This is a genomic window from Providencia sp. AGC89, assembly GCF_053543535.1.
In genome coordinates this window covers 1-20,313 of the sequence record NZ_JBIXLP010000069.1, presented here as the reverse complement: position 1 = coordinate 20,313, position 20,313 = coordinate 1, and the positions used below count along the sequence as shown (strand labels likewise).

General features: G+C 41.1%; 15 protein-coding genes and 1 rRNA gene. 11 read left to right on the top strand and 5 right to left on the bottom strand.

Features of this window, described 5'->3' with window-relative positions:
* The first annotated feature begins 77 nt into the window (after positions 1 to 77).
* Positions 78 to 1,142: a linear amide C-N hydrolase gene (locus tag ACIPUA_RS14980; protein ID WP_042846662.1), complete on the top strand. Its 1,065-nt coding sequence runs from the start codon at positions 78 to 80 to the stop codon at positions 1,140 to 1,142.
* 63 nt (positions 1,143 to 1,205) lie between these two features.
* On the opposite strand, the gene metF is transcribed toward ACIPUA_RS14980, so the two are convergent.
* Together metF and argE are read right to left on the bottom strand one after the other, a co-directional pair.
* Positions 1,206 to 2,090, bottom strand: coding sequence for a methylenetetrahydrofolate reductase (metF, locus tag ACIPUA_RS14975; protein WP_042846661.1), 885 nt, complete (start codon positions 2,088 to 2,090; stop codon positions 1,206 to 1,208).
* 238 nt (positions 2,091 to 2,328) lie between these two features.
* A complete protein-coding gene (argE, locus tag ACIPUA_RS14970) occupies positions 2,329 to 3,492 on the bottom strand; it encodes an acetylornithine deacetylase (protein ID WP_042846660.1) in 1,164 nt (387 codons plus the stop codon).
* A gap of 102 nt (positions 3,493 to 3,594) precedes the next feature.
* Between argE and argC the strand changes: the two genes are divergently transcribed.
* The 4 genes from argC to argH all read left to right on the top strand — a co-directional run bounded on the left by argC (position 3,595) and on the right by argH (position 8,194).
* Complete coding sequence (argC, locus tag ACIPUA_RS14965; protein WP_129467214.1) at positions 3,595 to 4,599, top strand: N-acetyl-gamma-glutamyl-phosphate reductase; 1,005 nt, start codon at positions 3,595 to 3,597, stop codon at positions 4,597 to 4,599.
* Between the two features lie 14 nt (positions 4,600 to 4,613).
* Positions 4,614 to 5,390, top strand: a complete 777-nt coding sequence (gene argB, locus ACIPUA_RS14960) for an acetylglutamate kinase (RefSeq protein ID WP_042846658.1) — start codon at positions 4,614 to 4,616, stop codon at positions 5,388 to 5,390.
* Positions 5,391 to 5,434: 44 nt separating this feature from the next.
* Complete coding sequence (locus ACIPUA_RS14955) at positions 5,435 to 6,655, top strand: argininosuccinate synthase (protein ID WP_042846657.1); 1,221 nt, start codon at positions 5,435 to 5,437, stop codon at positions 6,653 to 6,655.
* A gap of 162 nt (positions 6,656 to 6,817) precedes the next feature.
* Positions 6,818 to 8,194 (top strand): argininosuccinate lyase, encoded by a 1,377-nt coding sequence (gene argH, locus ACIPUA_RS14950; protein WP_042846656.1) that lies wholly within the window; start codon positions 6,818 to 6,820, stop codon positions 8,192 to 8,194.
* Between the two features lie 64 nt (positions 8,195 to 8,258).
* Here argH and ACIPUA_RS14945 read toward each other — a convergent pair whose 3' ends face one another.
* Positions 8,259 to 8,606: a hypothetical protein gene (locus ACIPUA_RS14945; protein ID WP_210790574.1), complete on the bottom strand. Its 348-nt coding sequence runs from the start codon at positions 8,604 to 8,606 to the stop codon at positions 8,259 to 8,261.
* A gap of 1,671 nt (positions 8,607 to 10,277) precedes the next feature.
* On the opposite strand from ACIPUA_RS14945, the gene oxyR reads away from it, so the two are divergent.
* The gene (oxyR, locus tag ACIPUA_RS14940; RefSeq protein ID WP_042846654.1) at positions 10,278 to 11,183 is read left to right on the top strand and encodes a DNA-binding transcriptional regulator OxyR; all 906 of its coding nucleotides are present in this window, start codon (positions 10,278 to 10,280) and stop codon (positions 11,181 to 11,183) included.
* A gap of 79 nt (positions 11,184 to 11,262) precedes the next feature.
* Here oxyR and sthA read toward each other — a convergent pair whose 3' ends face one another.
* Positions 11,263 to 12,660, bottom strand: a complete 1,398-nt coding sequence (gene sthA, locus ACIPUA_RS14935; protein ID WP_042846653.1) for a Si-specific NAD(P)(+) transhydrogenase — start codon at positions 12,658 to 12,660, stop codon at positions 11,263 to 11,265.
* Between the two features lie 431 nt (positions 12,661 to 13,091).
* On the opposite strand from sthA, the gene fabR reads away from it, so the two are divergent.
* Both fabR and ACIPUA_RS14925 read left to right on the top strand, forming a co-directional pair.
* A complete protein-coding gene (gene fabR / locus ACIPUA_RS14930) occupies positions 13,092 to 13,748 on the top strand; it encodes an HTH-type transcriptional repressor FabR (RefSeq protein ID WP_042846652.1) in 657 nt (218 codons plus the stop codon).
* 12 nt (positions 13,749 to 13,760) lie between these two features.
* Positions 13,761 to 14,150, top strand: coding sequence for a YijD family membrane protein (locus ACIPUA_RS14925; protein ID WP_042846651.1), 390 nt, complete (start codon positions 13,761 to 13,763; stop codon positions 14,148 to 14,150).
* Between the two features lie 59 nt (positions 14,151 to 14,209).
* Here the strand turns inward: ACIPUA_RS14925 and trmA are convergent, their stop codons facing one another.
* Positions 14,210 to 15,307, bottom strand: a complete 1,098-nt coding sequence (gene trmA, locus ACIPUA_RS14920) for a tRNA (uridine(54)-C5)-methyltransferase TrmA (RefSeq protein WP_166685519.1) — start codon at positions 15,305 to 15,307, stop codon at positions 14,210 to 14,212.
* Positions 15,308 to 15,589: 282 nt separating this feature from the next.
* Between trmA and btuB the strand changes: the two genes are divergently transcribed.
* The 3 genes from btuB (at position 15,590) to ACIPUA_RS14905 (ending at position 20,270) form a co-directional block, all read left to right on the top strand.
* A complete protein-coding gene (gene btuB, locus ACIPUA_RS14915; protein ID WP_449059828.1) occupies positions 15,590 to 17,476 on the top strand; it encodes a TonB-dependent vitamin B12 receptor BtuB in 1,887 nt (628 codons plus the stop codon).
* Positions 17,421 to 18,284: a glutamate racemase gene (murI, locus tag ACIPUA_RS14910; protein ID WP_449059827.1), complete on the top strand. Its 864-nt coding sequence runs from the start codon at positions 17,421 to 17,423 to the stop codon at positions 18,282 to 18,284. Before btuB ends, murI begins: the two co-directional genes overlap by 56 nt.
* A 446-nt stretch (positions 18,285 to 18,730) precedes the next feature.
* Positions 18,731 to 20,270: ribosomal RNA gene (locus ACIPUA_RS14905) — 16S ribosomal RNA — on the top strand.
* The last annotated feature ends 43 nt before the right edge of the window (positions 20,271 to 20,313 follow it).

Below are 20,313 nucleotides of genomic sequence, written 5' to 3'. Positions count from 1 at the left end.
AATTTATTAAATATCATGGGTTTTATTCATCGTAATTATGGTAATAGGCAAATATATTATTTGATAAGGCTGCTAACATGTTAGAAAAAAACACAAATCCTCGCGCGTTTGCTTGTACATCTCTGGCAATCACAGATAAAAATAATTACGTTTATCACGGTAGAACATTAGAGTTCTCTTCAGATGAACCTGAGTCAATTTTAACTTATTACCCGAAGAACCATATTTTTCAGCGTAAAGCCCCTGATGGCTCTTTAGGACTAAAGTATAAAGTGAAGTATCCTTTTATCGCAATTACTGCACCAGTGAGTATTTTAGGGGAAAGGGATGTTCTTGAGGGCGTTAACTCCGGAGGGTTAGCTTTTAGTTTAAATATGATCACAGATTCTGAATTAGCCCCCCTTAACCCCAAAAAATATACTAAAGCAGTACCGATTGCATCAATTGGTGAGTGGGCATTATCTCAATACGCCACAGTCGCTGAGTTGAAAAAAGCGATCCCTAAAACGGCATTTTGGTCACAAAAATTATTACTGCTGCGTAATATGCCAAGCCCTTTTCATTATGCTTTTTATGACAGAACGGGGGCGTGTATCGTGGTTGAAGTATCAAAGGGGGTTTTGCACGTTTATGACAACCCAACTCGCTGTATGACGAATGGCCCTGAATTTCCTTGGCATCTCACTAACCTTAATAACTATACCCAACTCTCAAATGTTGATGTGTCATCAAGCACGTTAGGTAATATGAAACTCTCCCAGCCTGATAGTGGTATCGCTCTTGCTGCAGTGCCAAATGCTGACACCTCTGTTGGGCGGTTTGTTCGGGCAGTTTATTATTCAACTTACTATCATAAAGTATCAGACCCCAATGTTCAGCTCGTAGAATTAGGGCACGTCATGAATAAATTTGACCGGCCTAAAAATGCCTCTGTTGATCCATTATTAGGGGAAGATGATATCTTCAAGCTTTACCTAACCGAGTTTTCAGTTTGGACAGTATTGACTGATTTGCAGCGGGGGATACTCTTATTTAGAGGGTATAACAATTTAAATTATCAAAAATTTACGATAGAACAATTTGAGAATGAGCAACAACCCGTATTCATTCACGTTAATGTTCCTAACCCAGCCTTGGTTTAGTCTATTTATAGGGTGAGGGGCAACTAGCCCCTTTAATGAACTTATGTGCTGTAAACTCGCCCTTTAAGGCCTAACTCCTAACGTATGACAGATTGCATAAGTAAGTTCAGAGCGGTTAAGGGTATAAAAATGGAAATCTTTCACGCCTTCTCTGCTCAAAATTTTGACCATATCCATGGCGATTGACGCACCAACAAGGTTACGGCTTTCAGGGTCGTTGTCTAACCCTTCATACATTTTGCTCATCCATGCGGGAATGCGTACATTGGTTAATTTGGCAAAACGCTCTAACTGACGGAAATTAGAAACGGGTAAAATACCTGGGACGATTTCAACGTCGATACCCGTTGCAACGCAGCGATCGCGAAAACGGAGGTAGCTTTCAACATCAAAGAAAAATTGGGTGATTGCACGGCTAGCACCTGCATCAATTTTCTTTTTAAGGCTAATTAAATCTGCTTGGGCACTTTTCGCTTCAGGGTGAACCTCTGGATAAGCAGCGACTGAAATATCAAAGTCGGCTTCACCTTTTAATAGTTCAACCAAATCAGTTGCATACATATCGGGTTTATTGCTGTTATCGGGTAGGTCGCCACGTAGAGCTACGATATGGCGTATACCATTATTCCAGTAGTCACGTGCAATGCCTTTTAATTCATCACGGCTCGCATCGATACAGGTTAAATGAGGGGCTGCAATTAAACCTGTTTTATCTTTGATATCTTTAATAATGCTATGGGTTCGATCGCGTTCACCTGAGTTGGCACCATAGGTCACTGATACAAATTTAGGTTTTAAGGTTTTGAGTCTATCGATAGATTTCCAAAGTGTTTGCTCCATCTCTTCACTGCGAGGTGGGAAAAACTCAAATGAAACATTAATTTGGCCATCTAATTCAGCTAAGTTTTGATTTAGCGCTTCGCGCTGGTTTGCGTGAAAAAAACTCATACCCTGTAACCTCGCAATTTGCAGACTCATTATTATCTTTGTGAGTTATGATCTTTATAAATAATCACATCCATGTACGCGTCTATACGTTTAGACGGCTAAATAGAGATTACCGGATATTGGTCGATAGTCAACCCTTAAATTAAATATAGACGCTGAGGTTTTTTCAAAGGTAACAGGAAAAAAATTCATGATAAAAACGCATGGCGCTAAATATAGCCATGCGTTTTTAAGGCAATCATTGATTTTGTTTAGTAAAACAGAAGTGTTCTATCATTTGGCTAATTAGCTGACGAGTCGGTTCTATAAAACGCATATCAATAAACTCATCAGGTTGGTGTGCTTGCTCAATCGAACCTGGGCCAAGTACTAAGGTCGGGCACAGTTCTTGAATGAATGGCGCTTCAGTACAGTAATTTACGGTATCTGCTTTTTGCCCTAGTAACTGTTCAATCACAGCAACCATTTTGTGATCTGTTGGGCATTCATAGCCAGGAATTGGTGGATGCATTGATTCTATTGCTATACGGCCTGGCCATTTGGTGCTGACAGGCTCAAGGGCATGATTTAACATTTCATCCAGATCTTGCAATGTCAGCCCTGGTAGTGGGCGAATATCCATATGCAACTCACAACAGCCGCAGATACGGTTTGCCGCGTCCCCTCCATGAATGTGCCCAAAGTTCATAGTTGGGTATGGAATAACAAAAGCAGGGTTATTAAAACGCTCTTTCAATGTATTTCTGAGCGTCATCAAATGAGAAATCGATTCATGCATTAATTCAATCGCATTAACACCACGCTCTGGGTCACTGGAATGCCCTGATTGCCCAGTAATGCGAATGGCGTTCGATATATGCCCTTTATGTGCTCGTATAGGTTGTAAAGACGTAGGTTCACCAATAATAGCAAAATCAGGGCGTAGTGCTGTGTTAGCCGCAAAATAACGTGCACCTGCCATTGACGTTTCTTCATCAGCAGTTGCTAAGATATGCAGTGGGCGTTGGAGTTTTGTTAAATCCATATCTCTTAACGCATCAACAATAAAGGCGAAAAAACCTTTCATATCTGCGGTACCAAGCCCATATAACTTACCATCGTGCTCAGTCAGCTCGAATGGGTTTTTACTCCAACGGCCCTCATCGAATGGTACTGTGTCGGTATGGCCACATAACATTAGCCCACCGTTACCCTCACCGATAGAAGCGAGTAAGTTGTATTTATCACGTGTTTCCGGCACAGGTTGGATGTTAACCGAAAAACCGAGAGTTTCTAACCAACCACCTAAAAGTTCCACAAGGGCTTTATTGCTTTGATCCAAATGAGAATCAGTCGCACTAATCGATGGAGTGGCAATTAATTGACGATAAATCTCAATAAATGCAGGTAATTTAATATTCACTGTTGACAGCCTTTATCCATAATAGTATCAATATTCATGCACTTTATTTGAATAAAAATACACATTAAACTGTTTGGGTCACGAGTACAAGGTAGAAAGCATATGTTGAACACACTCATTATCGGGGCCAGTGGCTATACTGGAGCAGAATTAGCCGCTTATTTGCAGCGTCACCCTGAAATAAATCTTCAGGGATTAATGGTTTCCGCGCAAAGCGCAGATGCAAATAAACGTTTTTCTGATTTGCATCCTCAGTATAAGGGTATTATTGACCTTCCGGTACAGCCATTAACTGATGTTGCAGAGGCTGCGAAAGGTATTGATGTTGTTTTTCTCGCTACTGCACATGAAGTGAGCCATGACATCGCGCCTCAATTTCTTGATGCGGGTTGTGTGGTGTTTGACTTATCCGGTGCTTATCGCGTTCAAGACCCTGCGTTTTATACGCAGTACTATGGCTTTGAACATACAAATACCGAATGGTTAATGCAAGCGGTTTACGGTTTAGCTGAATGGCAGGCGGATAAAATTCGACAAGCTCAGTTAATTGCTGTTCCGGGGTGTTATCCGACGGTGTCTCAGTTAGCGCTGAAGCCATTAATTGATGCGCAATTACTGGATGACGCAATGTGGCCAGTAATTAATGCAACTAGCGGTGTTTCAGGTGCGGGCCGTAAGGCATCGATGACCAACAGTTTTTGTGAAGTTAGCTTACAGCCATATGGCATCTTTACGCATCGTCATCAGCCAGAAATTGCGACTCATTTAGGTCGGGATGTCATTTTCACTCCTCATCTGGGCAATTTTTCACGAGGAATATTGGCGACTATCACCTGCAAAGTAAAAGCCGGTGTGACCGCAGAGCAGGTTGGTAAAACTTTTAAAGAGGCATATCAAGGCAAACCGTTAGTCCGTTTGTATGAAAAAGGTGTTCCAGCATTGAAATCAGTTGTTGGTACGCCATTTTGTGATATCGGCTATGTATTGAAAGGGGAACACCTGATTTTAGTCGGTACAGAAGATAACCTGCTTAAAGGTGCTGCTGCACAAGCCGTTCAGTGCATGAATATTCGTTTTGGTTTTAATGAAACTCAGTCATTATTTTAATAAGGATCAAACCCATGCAACCCTTAGTGATTAAATTGGGCGGAGTGTTACTTGATAGCACCGAGGCACTTGAAAAGTTGTTTACGGCAATCCAAAGCTATCGCCAGCGACATCAACGTGAGCTAGTGATTGTTCATGGTGGTGGGTGCTTAGTAGATGAACTAATGCAAAAACTACAATTACCTGTCGTGAAAAAACAAGGGTTGCGTGTCACGCCTGCAGACCAAATCGATATTATTACGGGTGCCTTAGCGGGAACAGCTAATAAAACCTTGCTAGCGTGGGCGATAAAATATCAGTTACCTGCGGTAGGTTTGTCGCTGGGTGACGGTCAAAGTGCCATAGTGACTCAATTAAATGAAGAGCTAGGGCATGTTGGAAACGCAAAGCCAGGTAACTCTAATTTATTGAAATTACTTTTGAATTCAGGTTATTTACCAATTGTTAGCTCGATAGGGATCACCCCAGAGGGTGAATTGATGAATGTGAATGCTGACCAAGCAGCCACCGCTATCGCGCAAGCATTAAATGCAGATCTGGTTTTACTGTCTGATGTGAGCGGTATTTTGGATGGTAAAGGCCAGAAAATTGATGAAATGACGACACAAAAAGCCCAAAAATTAATTGAGCAAGGCATCATCACTGATGGAATGATTGTTAAGGTGAATGCTGCACTTGATGCCGCAACGGCCTTACAGCGCTCGGTTGATATCGCAAGTTGGCGTCATGCAGAACAACTTCCTGAGCTGTTTAATGGGACAGCTATCGGAACTCGGATCTTGGCATCATAAATGAGCCATGGAAATAAATATTAATTGAGCGGAATAGGTACGTTATGAAAAAGGGCATTAAAAAAATCGTATTAGCATACTCAGGTGGTCTCGATACATCGGCAATTATTCCATGGTTGAAAGAAAACTATGATGACTGCGAAGTGGTTGCTTTCGTTGCTGACGTAGGGCAAGACAGAGAAGACTTAGTCGGTGTTGAGAAAAAGGCTCTGCAATCAGGCGCATCTGAGTGTTACGTTGTTGACCTGCGCGAAGAATTCGTTAAGGAATATATTTACCCAGTTCTTAAAACAGGTGCGTTATACGAAGGTAGTTATTTATTAGGTACCTCAATGGCTCGTCCTATTATTGCAAAAGCCCAAGTGGAAATTGCCTTAAAAGTAGGGGCTGATGCGGTTGCCCATGGCGCAACAGGTAAAGGGAATGACCAAGTACGCTTCGAAAGCACCTATACTGCGCTTGCGCCGCAATTACAGGTGGTTGCTCCATGGCGTGAGTGGGATCTTCGCTCACGTGAGGCGCTGCTCGATTATTTAAAAGAGCGCAATATCCCAACGACTGCTAGCCTTGAAAAAATTTATAGCCGTGATGAAAATGCGTGGCATATCTCTACAGAAGGTGGTGTATTAGAAAGCACATGGAATGCAGCAAACCAAGACTGCTGGGTATGGACAGTTGACCCACAAGATGCGCCAGATGAAGCTGAACTGGTGACCGTGGGCGTGAAACACGGCGAGGTAGTTTCAGTTAATGGTAAAACATTATCTGCACTAGGTTGCCTAGAAACACTGAATACGCTAGGGGCAAAACACGGTGTTGGCCGTATCGATATCGTTGAAAACCGTTTAGTCGGCATGAAATCTCGCGGTTGCTATGAAACCCCAGGGGGCACCATTATGATGGCGGCTCTGCGTGGCGTTGAGCAATTAGTTCTGGACCGCGATAGCTACAAATGGCGTGAGCAATTAGGCTTAGAAATGTCTTATGTGGTTTATGATGGGCGTTGGTTTGCGCCATTACGCCATTCGCTACAAGCTGCGGCAGAATCATTAGCACAAGATGTCACCGGTGAAGTTGTTCTGAAATTATATAAAGGGCAAGTCACGGCAATTCAGAAGAAAGCGGACAAGAGCCTATATTCTGAAGAATTCGCCACATTTGGTGAAGATGAGGTATATGACCATAGCCACGCAGGCGGGTTTATCCGTCTTTATTCCCTGTCTTCACGTATCCGTGCGTTGAAAGAACAGAATAAAGCTAAGTAACCTATACTCGTCATACTTCAAGTTGCAGTGGCGTTGATTGTACACATTGACTTGTCGCTTAGCTGCACCTCGAATTATTGGGAATATAACAGGCTAGATCCCCGGCAGCGTTTAGTGCTGTCGGGAGCAAAACTTATTTTATCAATCAGGTAGGGATTAGTTATGGCACTATGGGGTGGGCGTTTTAGCCAGCAAGCGGATCAACGGTTTAAACAGTTTAATGATTCATTGCGTTTTGATTATCGCTTGGCGCAACAAGATATTATTGGCTCAGTCGCATGGTCAAAATCATTAGTCACCGTTGGTGTACTGACTGAGAGCGAACAACAATCTTTAGAACAAGCGCTAAATGCATTGTTAAAAGAAGTGCAAGATAACCCTGAAATTATACTGCAAAGTGATGCAGAAGATATTCACAGCTGGGTTGAAGGTAAACTGATTGATAAAGTTGGTGATTTAGGTAAAAAATTACACACAGGTCGTAGTCGTAATGACCAAGTGGCGACAGATTTAAAATTATGGTGTAAAGACCAAGTCGCATTATTATTAGAAGCGGTCACTGAGCTACAAAAAGCATTAGTCATCACAGCCGAAAATAACCAAGACGCAGTGATGCCAGGCTATACTCATTTACAACGCGCTCAGCCCGTGACATTTGCCCACTGGTGTTTAGCTTATAGTGAAATGTTAGCGCGTGATGAAAGCCGCTTAAAAGACACACTAAAGCGTCTAGACGTTAGCCCATTAGGGTGTGGTGCATTGGCGGGGACAGCGTATGATATTGACCGAGAGCAACTTGCCTCTTGGCTTGGTTTCGCATCTGCGACACGTAATAGTTTAGACACCGTTTCAGACAGAGATCACGTACTCGAATTATTATCTGATGCCAGCATTGGCATGGTGCATTTATCGCGTTTTGCTGAAGATTTAATTTTCTTCAATAGTGGTGAGGCAGGCTTCGTTGAGTTATCTGACAAAGTAACCTCGGGCTCTTCATTAATGCCACAAAAGAAAAACCCAGATGCACTCGAATTGATCCGCGGTAAATGTGGGCGAGTTCAAGGCGCATTAACGGGTATGATGATGACGTTAAAAGGGTTACCGCTTGCTTATAACAAAGACATGCAAGAGGATAAAGAAGGCTTATTTGATGCATTAGACACATGGTTAGATTGTATGCATATGGCAGCGTTAGTCCTTGATGGTATTCAAATTCGTCGCCCACGTTGTGAAGATGCAGCAAAACAAGGCTATGCAAATGCGACTGAGCTGGCGGATTATTTAGTAGCGAAAGGCGTTCCATTCCGTGAAGCGCACCATATTGTGGGTGAAGCGGTTGTTACTGCTATTGCTCAAGGTAAAGCATTGGAAGAAATGGCATTAAGTGATCTGCAAAAATTCAGTGATACTATTCAATTGGATGTGTATGAAATTTTATCGCTGCAATCATGCTTAGATAAGCGGTTAGCAAAAGGTGGGGTATCTCAGAAGCAGGTGGCGAGTGCGATTGTGGAGGCAAAAACAAGGTTGGGGCTTTAATCGGTCATTGTCACCAGAAAATGGGGGGTAGCATGACTACCCCAATTCCCATAACACAGTTCTATTAAATATATTTAACGGTTAGCATGCCTAGTTGTTTCTCTTCGTTAACCCAATTGTATGAATATTCATTTCTGCCATCATTAATAACCTTCCAGCCACTTTTTTGAGTAATATTATTTAGCTCAATACTCTCGGTGGTTAATTCTGTATTATTATTCATACAATGTAATTTAATCTGTGTCTCACTGATATCATTTGTACAATTCGGATGGACAATTGCGCCATAGAAATTAATGGTGCCAGAATCTTGATTCTGAGCGGCATAAGCACTAAATATACTAGAGGCTGTCATTAATAATAAAGCTGTTATTGAACAATGAAATATTTTTTTCGCCATTGAATTTTTCATAATAGAATCCTATAATTTAATTTTGTTTAAAATCAGTTTGTTATATTATCTTGGTTATTTAATAAAAAAGTCGTTTAATGATTATGCATGTTGTACTGATAATAGTGCATGGCCTTTATCTTCATTAGTCCATTTAAATAGGTAAGTGCTATGGTTATTATCTAATTTTTTCTACTCTGTGGGTTTTTGCTCTTTAGAGAAATTAATTTTGCTTGTTTCTGTTTTATTTTTTCATTATTAAAATAATTTAAATTTGTTTTATTATTGATGTCATAAGTACAGGGTGAAGCAAAAATAGCAGCTTTAAAATTAATTGTTGTTTGATTCTCTTTAGTTTATACATTTGCTGTGAATAATGAAGTAGCGACTAAAGTTAACGCTAATACTGAAGAGATATTTTTAATAGTCATGATATTAACTCCTAATTTAAAGTCTATATGGTTTGGTTGATTTTAATTTGTTCATGTCTTGCTATAGAAGAATTATAAAACGAAAAACGCGTTAAAGGTGTAAATGTGAAAATTCAAATGTGTGAAAATATAATAGAAATAGGGGATGTATAGAATCTATTCAGTTTAATGTTCTATAGTGGAATTTTTATCATCATCTATTAATTTGCCTTTTTGGGTTTTTAATGTTCTGAGTTTGTGGTTTTATCTCTCTTTTTGGTGGTTTAATCTGCTGTGGTTTTTTTGATAGTGACAGCGAGTAGAGCTCTATTTATATATAAAGTAGTCAGGTTACATTGAGATTTTGAATTAACTTTCAAACAGAAACTTACAAAGATTAATAATAAATGAAAACAAATATAACAAAATGTTTCTAAAAAAAGGCTAACCAAGCCCATTTTTAAACTTTTGGAGAGTAAAGCTACCTTGTTTTTCGAGTTATTTCGCTTAAAACTACATTGTGATTAATATAAATGTTTCAATATTACATCCAATTATATTGGAACTCTCCAAATTGATGTTTGACGTCTTTATTTTTGCTTGCTTGCCCTATTAGTTGTTGCTCATGTTAAGGCGCAATTCTTTTTTGTACTTACAAAAAGAGAAGGCTAAATGGGGTGTCTCTTTACTAAATTACATTGCTGATCTCTATTACGCCTTTTGTTGTTATTTGTTTTCAGCAGCTTCATTTGCTTACTTGGCCGTTTCAGCTCTCTTCAATACTCAGTTTTGTTATCATTAACATGCGGTATAGGGTATCGACAGTATGGCGACATTCTTTAATTATTTAATGAGGTATTTTTAACTTGTGAGGGGATAAAGTGTGGTAATAGTAGCATCCATAGTATTTTAGCTCCTCGTGTCATTATCACGGATGAAAGCTTTTTAGAAGCGACTAGACTGGATATAAACTATTATTTGGGGGAGGTTTGTTTATGTACTCATATAAAATTGAAGAAAGGTTTACTTTAATTTGATGTCATAAATACAATTTATAATTGTTTGATTCCTATTTTTTTTTGTGAAAAATGGAGGGAACAGAATTGAGTCATTTTATTTCTAAATGTTACTATTTATTTCAATGAATGGGTTATTTATGCTGAAATGGGATGAAACACGGTGTTTTTTAATATATCAATAGATATAACAAACTAATATCGATATAGTGATTGGTATTATCTATCTTTGGTTTGGCAAAGAATTCACGAAAGGAAATAGGAATATGAATATTCGAGATTTGGAGTACCTTGTTGCACTAGCTGAACATAAACACTTTAGACGTGCCGCGGATTCTTGTCATGTTAGCCAACCAACATTGAGTGGACAAATTCGTAAGCTAGAAGAAGAGCTTGGTGTTATGCTACTAGAAAGAACTAGTCGTAAAGTTCTTTTTACTCAACAAGGTTTATTACTCGTTGAACAGGCTCGAACTATTTTGCGAGAAATAAAAGTACTGCAAGAAATGGCCGCGTTGCAAGGCGAGAGTATGTCTGGCCCATTGCATATCGGTTTGATACCTACAGTGGCACCGTACTTATTACCACATATCATTCCTCAATTGCACCAAGCACACCCTAAATTAGAAATTTACTTACATGAAGCACAAACTCAGCAATTACTGGCTCAGTTAGATAGTGGTAAATTAGACTGTGCAATTTTAGCGGAAGTGAAAGAAACAGATCCTTTTATTGTTGTCCCTTTATTTGAAGAACCCATGAAATTAGCTATCTATGAAAGCCATCCATGGCATGGGCGTGACACCATTGAAATGGGTGAATTATCAGGTGAAAAGCTATTAATGCTAGAAGATGGCCATTGTTTGCGTGACCAAGCTATGGGCTTTTGTTTCCAAGCGGGCGCTAAAGAGGATACGCATTTTAGGGCGACTAGTTTAGAAACGTTACGCAACATGGTCGCGGCAGGAAGTGGGATTACACTATTACCTGATTTAGCGGTACCAAATGAAGTTTGCCGTGATGGCGTTTGCTATTTGAATTGTATTGAGCCAGAACCGAAACGTACGATTGTTTTAGTTTATCGTCCGGGGTCTCCATTAAGAGGTCGCTATGAGCAATTAGCAGAAACTATTTATAACTCGATGGATCACTATTATAAGAATCGAGTTTAGGAATAAAGCTCGCTAATTGTTTACATCTCAAAAAGATATGATGGTTGCCAGAAAAACAGGCAACCATAATTGCACATCACTAAAATAAGCGGTTTAAGCCATTTAATGCAGCGACACGGAAAGCTTCTGCCATAGTAGGGTAATTGAATGTGGTATTAACGAAATATTCAATGGTATTACCTTCACCTTTTTGTTCCATAATAGCTTGGCCGATATGAATAATCTCAGCCGCCCTTTCACCGAAACAGTGAATACCTAATATTTGTAGCGTTTCTCTATGAAATAGTATTTTTAAACTGCCGACATTCATCCCAGCAATTTGAGCTCGAGCTAAATGTTTAAATTGCGCTCGGCCAACTTCGTAAGGTACTTTCATTGCCGTCAGCTCTTGTTCTGTTTTACCAACAGAACTAATTTCAGGAATGGTATAAATCCCCGTTGGAATATCCTCAACTAAATGTGCATTACCTAAACTACCGCCGATTGCACGAGCTGCAATTCGCCCTTGGTCATAGGCAGCAGACGCCAGACTTGGGTAGCCAATCACATCACCAACAGCATAAATGTGTTCATTCGTTGTTCGGTAGGCTTTGTTGACTTTAACTAAACCACGGCCATCCGCTTCGATTCCTACATTGGCGAGACCTAAACCGTCAGTATTACCTGTTCTTCCGTTGGCGTACAGTAAACAGTCAGCTTTGACTTTTTTACCTGATTTAAGGTGAACAATGACCCCATCATCTAAACCTTCAATCTTTTCATATTCTTCATTATGGCGGATCACAATGCCACTATTCCAAAAATGATACGACAAGGCATCAGACATTTCTTGGTCAAGAAAAGCCAGTAGGTGATCGCGAGTGTTAATTAAATCAACTTTGACTCCCAATCCACGGAAAATAGATGCGTATTCGCAGCCGATAACCCCCGCACCATAAATAATGACATGGCGAGGTTCATGGGTTAGGTTGAGAATGGTATCGCTGTTATAAATTCGGGAATGGTTAAAATCTACGTCAGAAGGGCAGTATGGGCGAGACCCTGTTGCTATCACAATTTTATCTGCACTTAAAACATCGCAGCTTCCATCTGCATAGCGGACACTCACATGTTGCTCATCAATAAAAGTTGCTTCACCAGAAAACATTTGGCAACCATTACGCTCATAAAACCCTTGTCGCATACGCGTTTGTTGGCTAATAACTGTTTCGGCATGCCTGAGGATTTCAGAAAAAGAGGAGCTTAAGTTACGGGAATTATCACTATAAAGGGGGTTCTGGTTGAATTCGATAATACGGCTAACTGCATGGCGGAGGGCTTTTGAGGGAATGGTTCCCCAGTGGGTACAGCCTCCGCCGACATTATTATAACGTTCAATAACAGCAACGTTTTTTCCTTGTTTTACCAGTCCCATGGCAGCGCCTTCACCACCAGGGCCGGAACCAATGACTATTGCATCAAAATGGGTAAGTTGCATAAGGTAAGACCTGTTTTTAATACGAAGTGACTACATTATAGTAACATCAGTTGCTTCCTTAACCTAATTTCTCTTTTTCCATCGCCTTCTTTTGCATATTCAAAACACGGATTTATGTCTGTTTATTTAAACCCATTCGTTTGCCGTTTTGCGATAAATTAGAAATTCTGGGGGAACAATATCGAGTGCATTTTTGGTAAAACTATTTTTTCTTGTTCGGGTAGGGTGTAGTGGTGAAGATGATGGTTTCTATATAAGAAAACAGCAAAGATAGTAAGCGAAATTCTGAAAATGGCTAAATTGTAATAAAGAGTCGATTTTTGTCTCAACCAGATGAAGAAATTTCAGGTATGCTAGGGGGTGAATAGCACTCCTTATTTACATCTTTGATGTAATTATTAACGTTTAATGACATAGAAATTAGGATCACCGTGAGCAACACTATTGGCGTTAGAGCAAAACAAAAAGAAAAAACACGTCGTTCACTCGTCGAAGCTGCTTTTAGCCAATTAAGTGCTGAACGGAGCTTTACTAGCCTTAGTTTACGGGAAGTCGCTCGGGAAGCGGGTATTGCGCCAACTTCATTTTATCGCCATTTCAAAGACGTTGATGAACTTGGTCTGACAATGGTAGATGAGAGCGGTCTGATGTTGCGCCAGCTGATGCGTCAAGCACGGCAGCGTATTGCGAAAGGTGGGAGTGTGATCCGCACATCAGTCTCAACTTTTATGGAGTTTATTGGTAATAACCCAAACGCCTTTCGGTTATTATTGCGAGAGCGTTCCGGTACCTCGGCTGAGTTTCGTGCTGCAGTGGCAAGGGAAATTCAACATTTTATTGCTGAATTAGCGGATTACCTTGAATTAGAAAGCCATATGCCGCGTCATTTTACTGAGATGCAATCAGAAGCAATGGTGACAATTGTATTCAGTGCTGGTGCTGAAGCGCTTGATATAGATGAAGAAAAACGAAGAAAACTTGAAGAACGGTTGGTATTGCAACTAAGAATGATCGCTAAAGGCGCCTACTATTGGTACCGCCGTGAACAAGAACGACAGAATCAAACTGACCCAGACCTAACCAAATAATAAGGAGAATCAATGACGGATCAAAAAAGTTACGAAAGAAGTACATTACTGCTGGCACTTGTAATTGGGCTTGCGACTCATGGGACTTTCTCTACGTTGTTTAACTCATTAGTCGATTTTTCTTTTTTTCCCATTTTAACATTAGTACTCGCTGTTTATTGTTTGCACCAACGTTATTTACACCAAGCTATGCCGATGGGGTTACCAAAATTTGTTGCTGGTAGTTTCTTTGTTGGGATATTTGGCTATGCCGCGATTTTACGTGTTCAAAATCCAGAGGTTGGCTCAAATTTTATTCCCTCGACTATCATTGTGATTTTAGCTTTATGGATGTATGTCAGTTGGAAAGCTCGTAAAAAAGAACAACAAGAATTAGCGTTAGAACAAGAAATTGAAAATTAAAGTGAATTAATAAACTAAAAAACGCCGTATTATACGGCGTTTTTTGTCGCTGCTATTTTCTAACGGCGGGTTAATAACACACCGCTTTCCATATGGTGGGTATAGGGGAATTGGTCAAATAACGCTAGTTTTTCAATTTTATGGGTTTGGGTCAGTTCATTGAGATTATCGCATAAGGTTTCAGGGTTACATGAGATATAGACAATGTGGTCATAACCTTGAACTAGTTTTACAGTTTCTTTATCTAACCCACTACGTGGTGGGTCAACAAAAATGGTATTGCATTGATAATCTGCAAGTGAAATTCCTTCAAGGCGTTTAAATTCACGCACACCTTGCATTGCTTGAGTAAAATCTTCAGCGGACATTCGGATAATCTGCACATTTTCAATATTATTTGCTTCTATATTATATTGAGCAGCAGCAACCGACGGTTTGGCAATTTCAGTCGCTAATACCTGTTTAAAATTTTGCGCTAAAGCCAATGAAAAGTTCCCATTACCACAATAAAGCTCTAATAAATCACCTGTTGAATTTTTTGTTGCACCAATAGCCCATTCCAACATTTTTATATTGACCTGTGCATTCGGTTGAGTGAAGCTATTTTCTACTTGGCGATAAACCATATTTTTACCATTTACAGGTAAAACTTCATCAATATAATCATTATCTAACATGATTTTTGTCTTTGATGCTCTACCGATAAGCTGTACATCAAACCCTTTTTTAGTCAGCGTTTCTTTTAACGCCTTAGCTTCAATGACCCACTCTTCACCTAATTTTTTATGATATAGCAGTGAAACAATCAGCTTATTACTCAGTGTGGATAAATAATCGATTTGGAATAACTTGTGGCGTAGCAACTCATTGGGCTGAATTAATGGTAACAGCGTTGCCATCATGTCATTAATTAGCTGACTTGCGACCGGAAATTGTTCGATACGAATGCGTTCTTTCGTCTCTTTATCAAACATAATATGAAACAGGTCATCGCCTTCATGCCAAATTCTAAATTCTGCACGCATCCGGTAATGGGACGTCGGTGATGAAAAAATTTCAGGTTCGGGAGCATTAAAAGGAGCCATCATAGCTTTTAAGCGGTCAGTTTTCTCTGCGAGTTGCAGTTCGTAGTCTTCTGTATGCAACGTGTTTGGCATGTTTGGCCCCATAAAACAGTAAAAAATTCGTATCAGGGGCGAAATTGTAGGGCAAGTAGCGAAGATGTCCAGTTTTCATTATTCATCCGTAGACACTGATTGTTATTCCTCTTAGGATAATGCCTTGAGTGAGCAGGGAATTTGGTTGGAATCCAAAACTGACGCGCAACGGTAAAAGTCCGATACCTGCCACACATCTAATCGCTTCGTTGAATATTCGCGCGGATCTTATATTCAACCTCGCGGAATCTTAATTTAATTGATTTTCCGAGTGTAATCATAATGAATAATAAAAAGTTGCTGCCGTTATCGGCCGCTGCTCTGGCAGTGCTATGTAGTATTCCTTCTTTGGCAAGTGGAAATAGTCAATCTGATCAGCTAGTTGTGTCAGCAAACCGTTTTGAACAACCTATCTCTTCTATATTAGCTCCTGTTACGGTCGTGACCCGTGAAGATATTGACCATTGGCAATCTAATACCGTGGTTGATGTATTAAGGCGTTTGCCAGGTGTGGATATTGCGCAAAGTGGGGGAATGGGTCAACAAAGCTCACTATTTATTCGTGGAACTGAATCTCGCCATGTTTTGGTCTTAATTGATGGTGTTCGTTTGAATCAAGCGGGTATTTCAGGCTCATCTGATATGAGCCAAATTCCAATTTCTCTGGTACAGCGCATTGAATATATACGCGGAGCACGCTCAGCGGTTTATGGTTCTGATGCTGTTGGTGGTGTAGTGAATATTATTACTCGCCGTGATAACGATGGCACAACTTTAAATGCAGGTATTGGCTCACACAGTTACCAAAACTATAACGGTTCGACTCAGCAAAAGATTGGTGAAAATACAACCGTAACAGCTGCCGGAGCTTATACTCATACCAAAGGGTTTGATTTAGCGCCAAAAGATGTTAGCCCAAGACAATATGATAAAGATGGCTTCCTGAGTAAGTCATTATGGTTAGGCATTGAACATCAATTTTCTTCAGAAATATTAGCGTATGCAAGAGCGTATGGTTATGACAACCGTACAAATTATGACGTATCCGAGTATGCAGGATTAAGTGTGGATACCCGCAAGCTTTATAGCCGTACTTATGAAACCGGTTTGAAATATCATCAGGGTAAATATTCGTCATCATTGATGGGGAGTTATGGTTATTCAAAAGATTACAACTTTGATCCTAGAAAAGGACAATATAGTGAATCTGCAAATCTTGATGAGTCCAAACAGTACAATATTCAATGGGGTAATAGTTACCTATTAGATAAAGGTAATATTAGTGCGGGGGTTGATTATCAACGTCAAAGTATTGAGCCTAGCAGTTATGCGATGATCAGTGAAAAACAGACGTTAAATAACACCGGGATATACCTCACAGGGCAATATGCGATTATTGATTCTGTAACAGCAGAAGCCGCTATACGTTCTGACCATCACTCTGAATTTAATTGGCACACAACATGGCAATCGGGCCTTAGTTGGGAGTTTTATGAGGGTTATAAACTTATTGGTTCATATGCAACTGCCTATAAAGCACCTAATCTAACCCAATTATATGCGTATTCTTCATCGGCATACGGAACAACGCTAGGTAATCCGAACTTAAAACCTGAAGAAAGTAAGCAGTGGGAGATAGGGGTTGAAGGAACGACAGGACCACTCTTTTGGCAGGTCAATGCATACCATAATGATATTGATAACCTGATTGCATATAAAGCAGGTAATCCAATTAGCTCTTACGAGAATATTGGTGAGGCTGAAATTAAAGGTATTGAATGGGTTGGTGAGTTCGAAACAGGTGTTCTTCATCACCAAGTAACCTATCAATATATTGATCCACGTAACAAAAAGACGGATAAGATTCTGGAGAGACGGGCTAAGCAGCAAGTTAAATACCAGCTAGATTGGGCTATTGATAAAGTAGATATGGGGCTAACCTACCAATATATAGGCTCTCGCTATGATAATGACTATAGCCAATTTCCTTCTAGACGTGTAAAACAAGGCGGTGTTAGCCTTTGGGATCTCACAGCTGCGTATCCAATCACTTCACATCTCACAATTCGTGGTAAAATAGCTAATATGTTCGATAAAGACTATGAGACCGCGTATGGTTATCGCACCGCTGGAAGAGAATATTTCCTCACTGGAAGCTACAATTTCTGATAACACCCTATCTGTTCGCCCGACCATTCTAGTGTTTGACTCTGGAGTGGGCGGGTTATCTGTCTATCGTGAAGTCAAAAAAATGATCCCGAATGCCCACTATATCTATGCATTCGACAATGAAGCCTTCCCTTATGGTGAAAAAAGTGAAGAGTTTATTATTGATAGGGTCTATCAAATCGTAAATTCGATAGCTGCAAAGCATCCTTTAACGATCGCAATTATTGCTTGTAATACGGCAAGTACAGTCAGCCTTCCTAATTTAAGGGCCCATTTCTCCTTTCCTGTTGTAGGCGTGGTTCCCGCAATTAAGCCGGCTACCAAACTAACACGTAATGGTGTGGTTGGTTTATTGGCAACGAAAGGCACCGTAAACCGTGAATACACTAAAGAGCTGATCGATCGTTTCGCAACAGACTGCAAAGTGATTTCCTTAGGGTCTGCGGAATTGGTCCAACTAGCAGAAAGAAAGCTGCATGGGGAAACATTACCATTAGACGAAGTTGCTCAAACTGTCAGGCCATGGCTCAGAATGCCAGAACCCCCAGACACCGTTATTTTGGGCTGTACTCATTTCCCTCTATTAATAGAGGAACTAGAAAAGGTACTTCCCGATGGCACAAGGTTTATTGATTCAGGTTCTGCAATAGCAAGAAGAACGGCTTGGCTAATTAACAACCAAGCTGAGACGATGAATTCTGATGAAGACGATTTCGCATATTGTTTATTAATGGATGCCAACGTAAAAGACTTACAGCCTATTCTTGAGCTTGAAGGGTTCAAAACGCTGCAAAAACTAGCTATTTAAGTTAAATTTGATGGAAAGCTGAGCGAACGAAAAAAAAATGCAAAAAAAGGGTTGCCAGATTTTTCTGACTCCCTATAATGCGCCACCACTGACCGGGAACAAGACAACGCAAAGCGCGATGAACACTGAAACGGCAGCGAGAGATTCTGAAAAGAAAAAGCAAAAAATTGCTTGACTCTCACAGAGGAAAGCGTAATATACGCCACCTCGCGACAACGACCTAAGTTAATAAAGACTGAGTCGAATTTCCAAAAGAAATGTCGCAACGCTCTTTAACAATTTATCAGACAATCTGTGTGGGCACTCACAGGACACTATCAAAAAAATATTTGATTTTAAGTCTTGAAGAGTGACTAACACGTTAATTCATATATATGAACTAATAGGTAATCTGGTTTCTTCGGAAATCAGGCGACAGTAAACATTCTTTGAGCATCAAACACTTTTAATTGAAGAGTTTGATCATGGCTCAGATTGAACGCTGGCGGCAGGCCTAACACATGCAAGTCGAGCGGTAACAGGGGAAGCTTGCTTCTCGCTGACGAGCGGCGGACGGGTGAGTAATGTATGGGGATCTGCCCGATAGAGGGGGATAACCACTGGAAACGGTGGCTAATACCGCATAATCTCTTAGGAGCAAAGCAGGGGAACTTCGGTCCTTGCGCTATCGGATGAACCCATATGGGATTAGCTAGTAGGTGGGGTAATGGCTCACCTAGGCGACGATCCCTAGCTGGTCTGAGAGGATGATCAGCCACACTGGGACTGAGACACGGCCCAGACTCCTACGGGAGGCAGCAGTGGGGAATATTGCACAATGGGCGCAAGCCTGATGCAGCCATGCCGCGTGTATGAAGAAGGCCCTAGGGTTGTAAAGTACTTTCAGTCGGGAGGAAGGCGTTGATGCTAATATCATCAACGATTGACGTTACCGACAGAAGAAGCACCGGCTAACTCCGTGCCAGCAGCCGCGGTAATACGGAGGGTGCAAGCGTTAATCGGAATTACTGGGCGTAAAGCGCACGCAGGCGGTTGATTAAGTTAGATGTGAAATCCCCGGGCTTAACCTGGGAATGGCATCTAAGACTGGTCAGCTAGAGTCTTGTAGAGGGGGGTAGAATTCCATGTGTAGCGGTGAAATGCGTAGAGATGTGGAGGAATACCGGTGGCGAAGGCGGCCCCCTGGACAAAGACTGACGCTCAGGTGCGAAAGCGTGGGGAGCAAACAGGATTAGATACCCTGGTAGTCCACGCTGTAAACGATGTCGATTTGAAGGTTGTTCCCTTGAGGAGTGGCTTTCGGAGCTAACGCGTTAAATCGACCGCCTGGGGAGTACGGCCGCAAGGTTAAAACTCAAATGAATTGACGGGGGCCCGCACAAGCGGTGGAGCATGTGGTTTAATTCGATGCAACGCGAAGAACCTTACCTACTCTTGACATCCAGAGAATTTAGCAGAGATGCTTTAGTGCCTTCGGGAACTCTGAGACAGGTGCTGCATGGCTGTCGTCAGCTCGTGTTGTGAAATGTTGGGTTAAGTCCCGCAACGAGCGCAACCCTTATCCTTTGTTGCCAGCGATTCGGTCGGGAACTCAAAGGAGACTGCCGGTGATAAACCGGAGGAAGGTGGGGATGACGTCAAGTCATCATGGCCCTTACGAGTAGGGCTACACACGTGCTACAATGGCGTATACAAAGAGAAGCGACCTCGCGAGAGCAAGCGGAACTCATAAAGTACGTCGTAGTCCGGATTGGAGTCTGCAACTCGACTCCATGAAGTCGGAATCGCTAGTAATCGTAGATCAGAATGCTACGGTGAATACGTTCCCGGGCCTTGTACACACCGCCCGTCACACCATGGGAGTGGGTTGCAAAAGAAGTAGGTAGCTTAACCTTCGGGAGGGCGCTTACCACTTTGTGATTCATGACTGGGGTGAAGTCGTAACAAGGTAACCGTAGGGGAACCTGCGGTTGGATCACCTCCTTACCATTGAAGTGTTTTTGTGAAGTGCTCACACAGATTGTCTGAT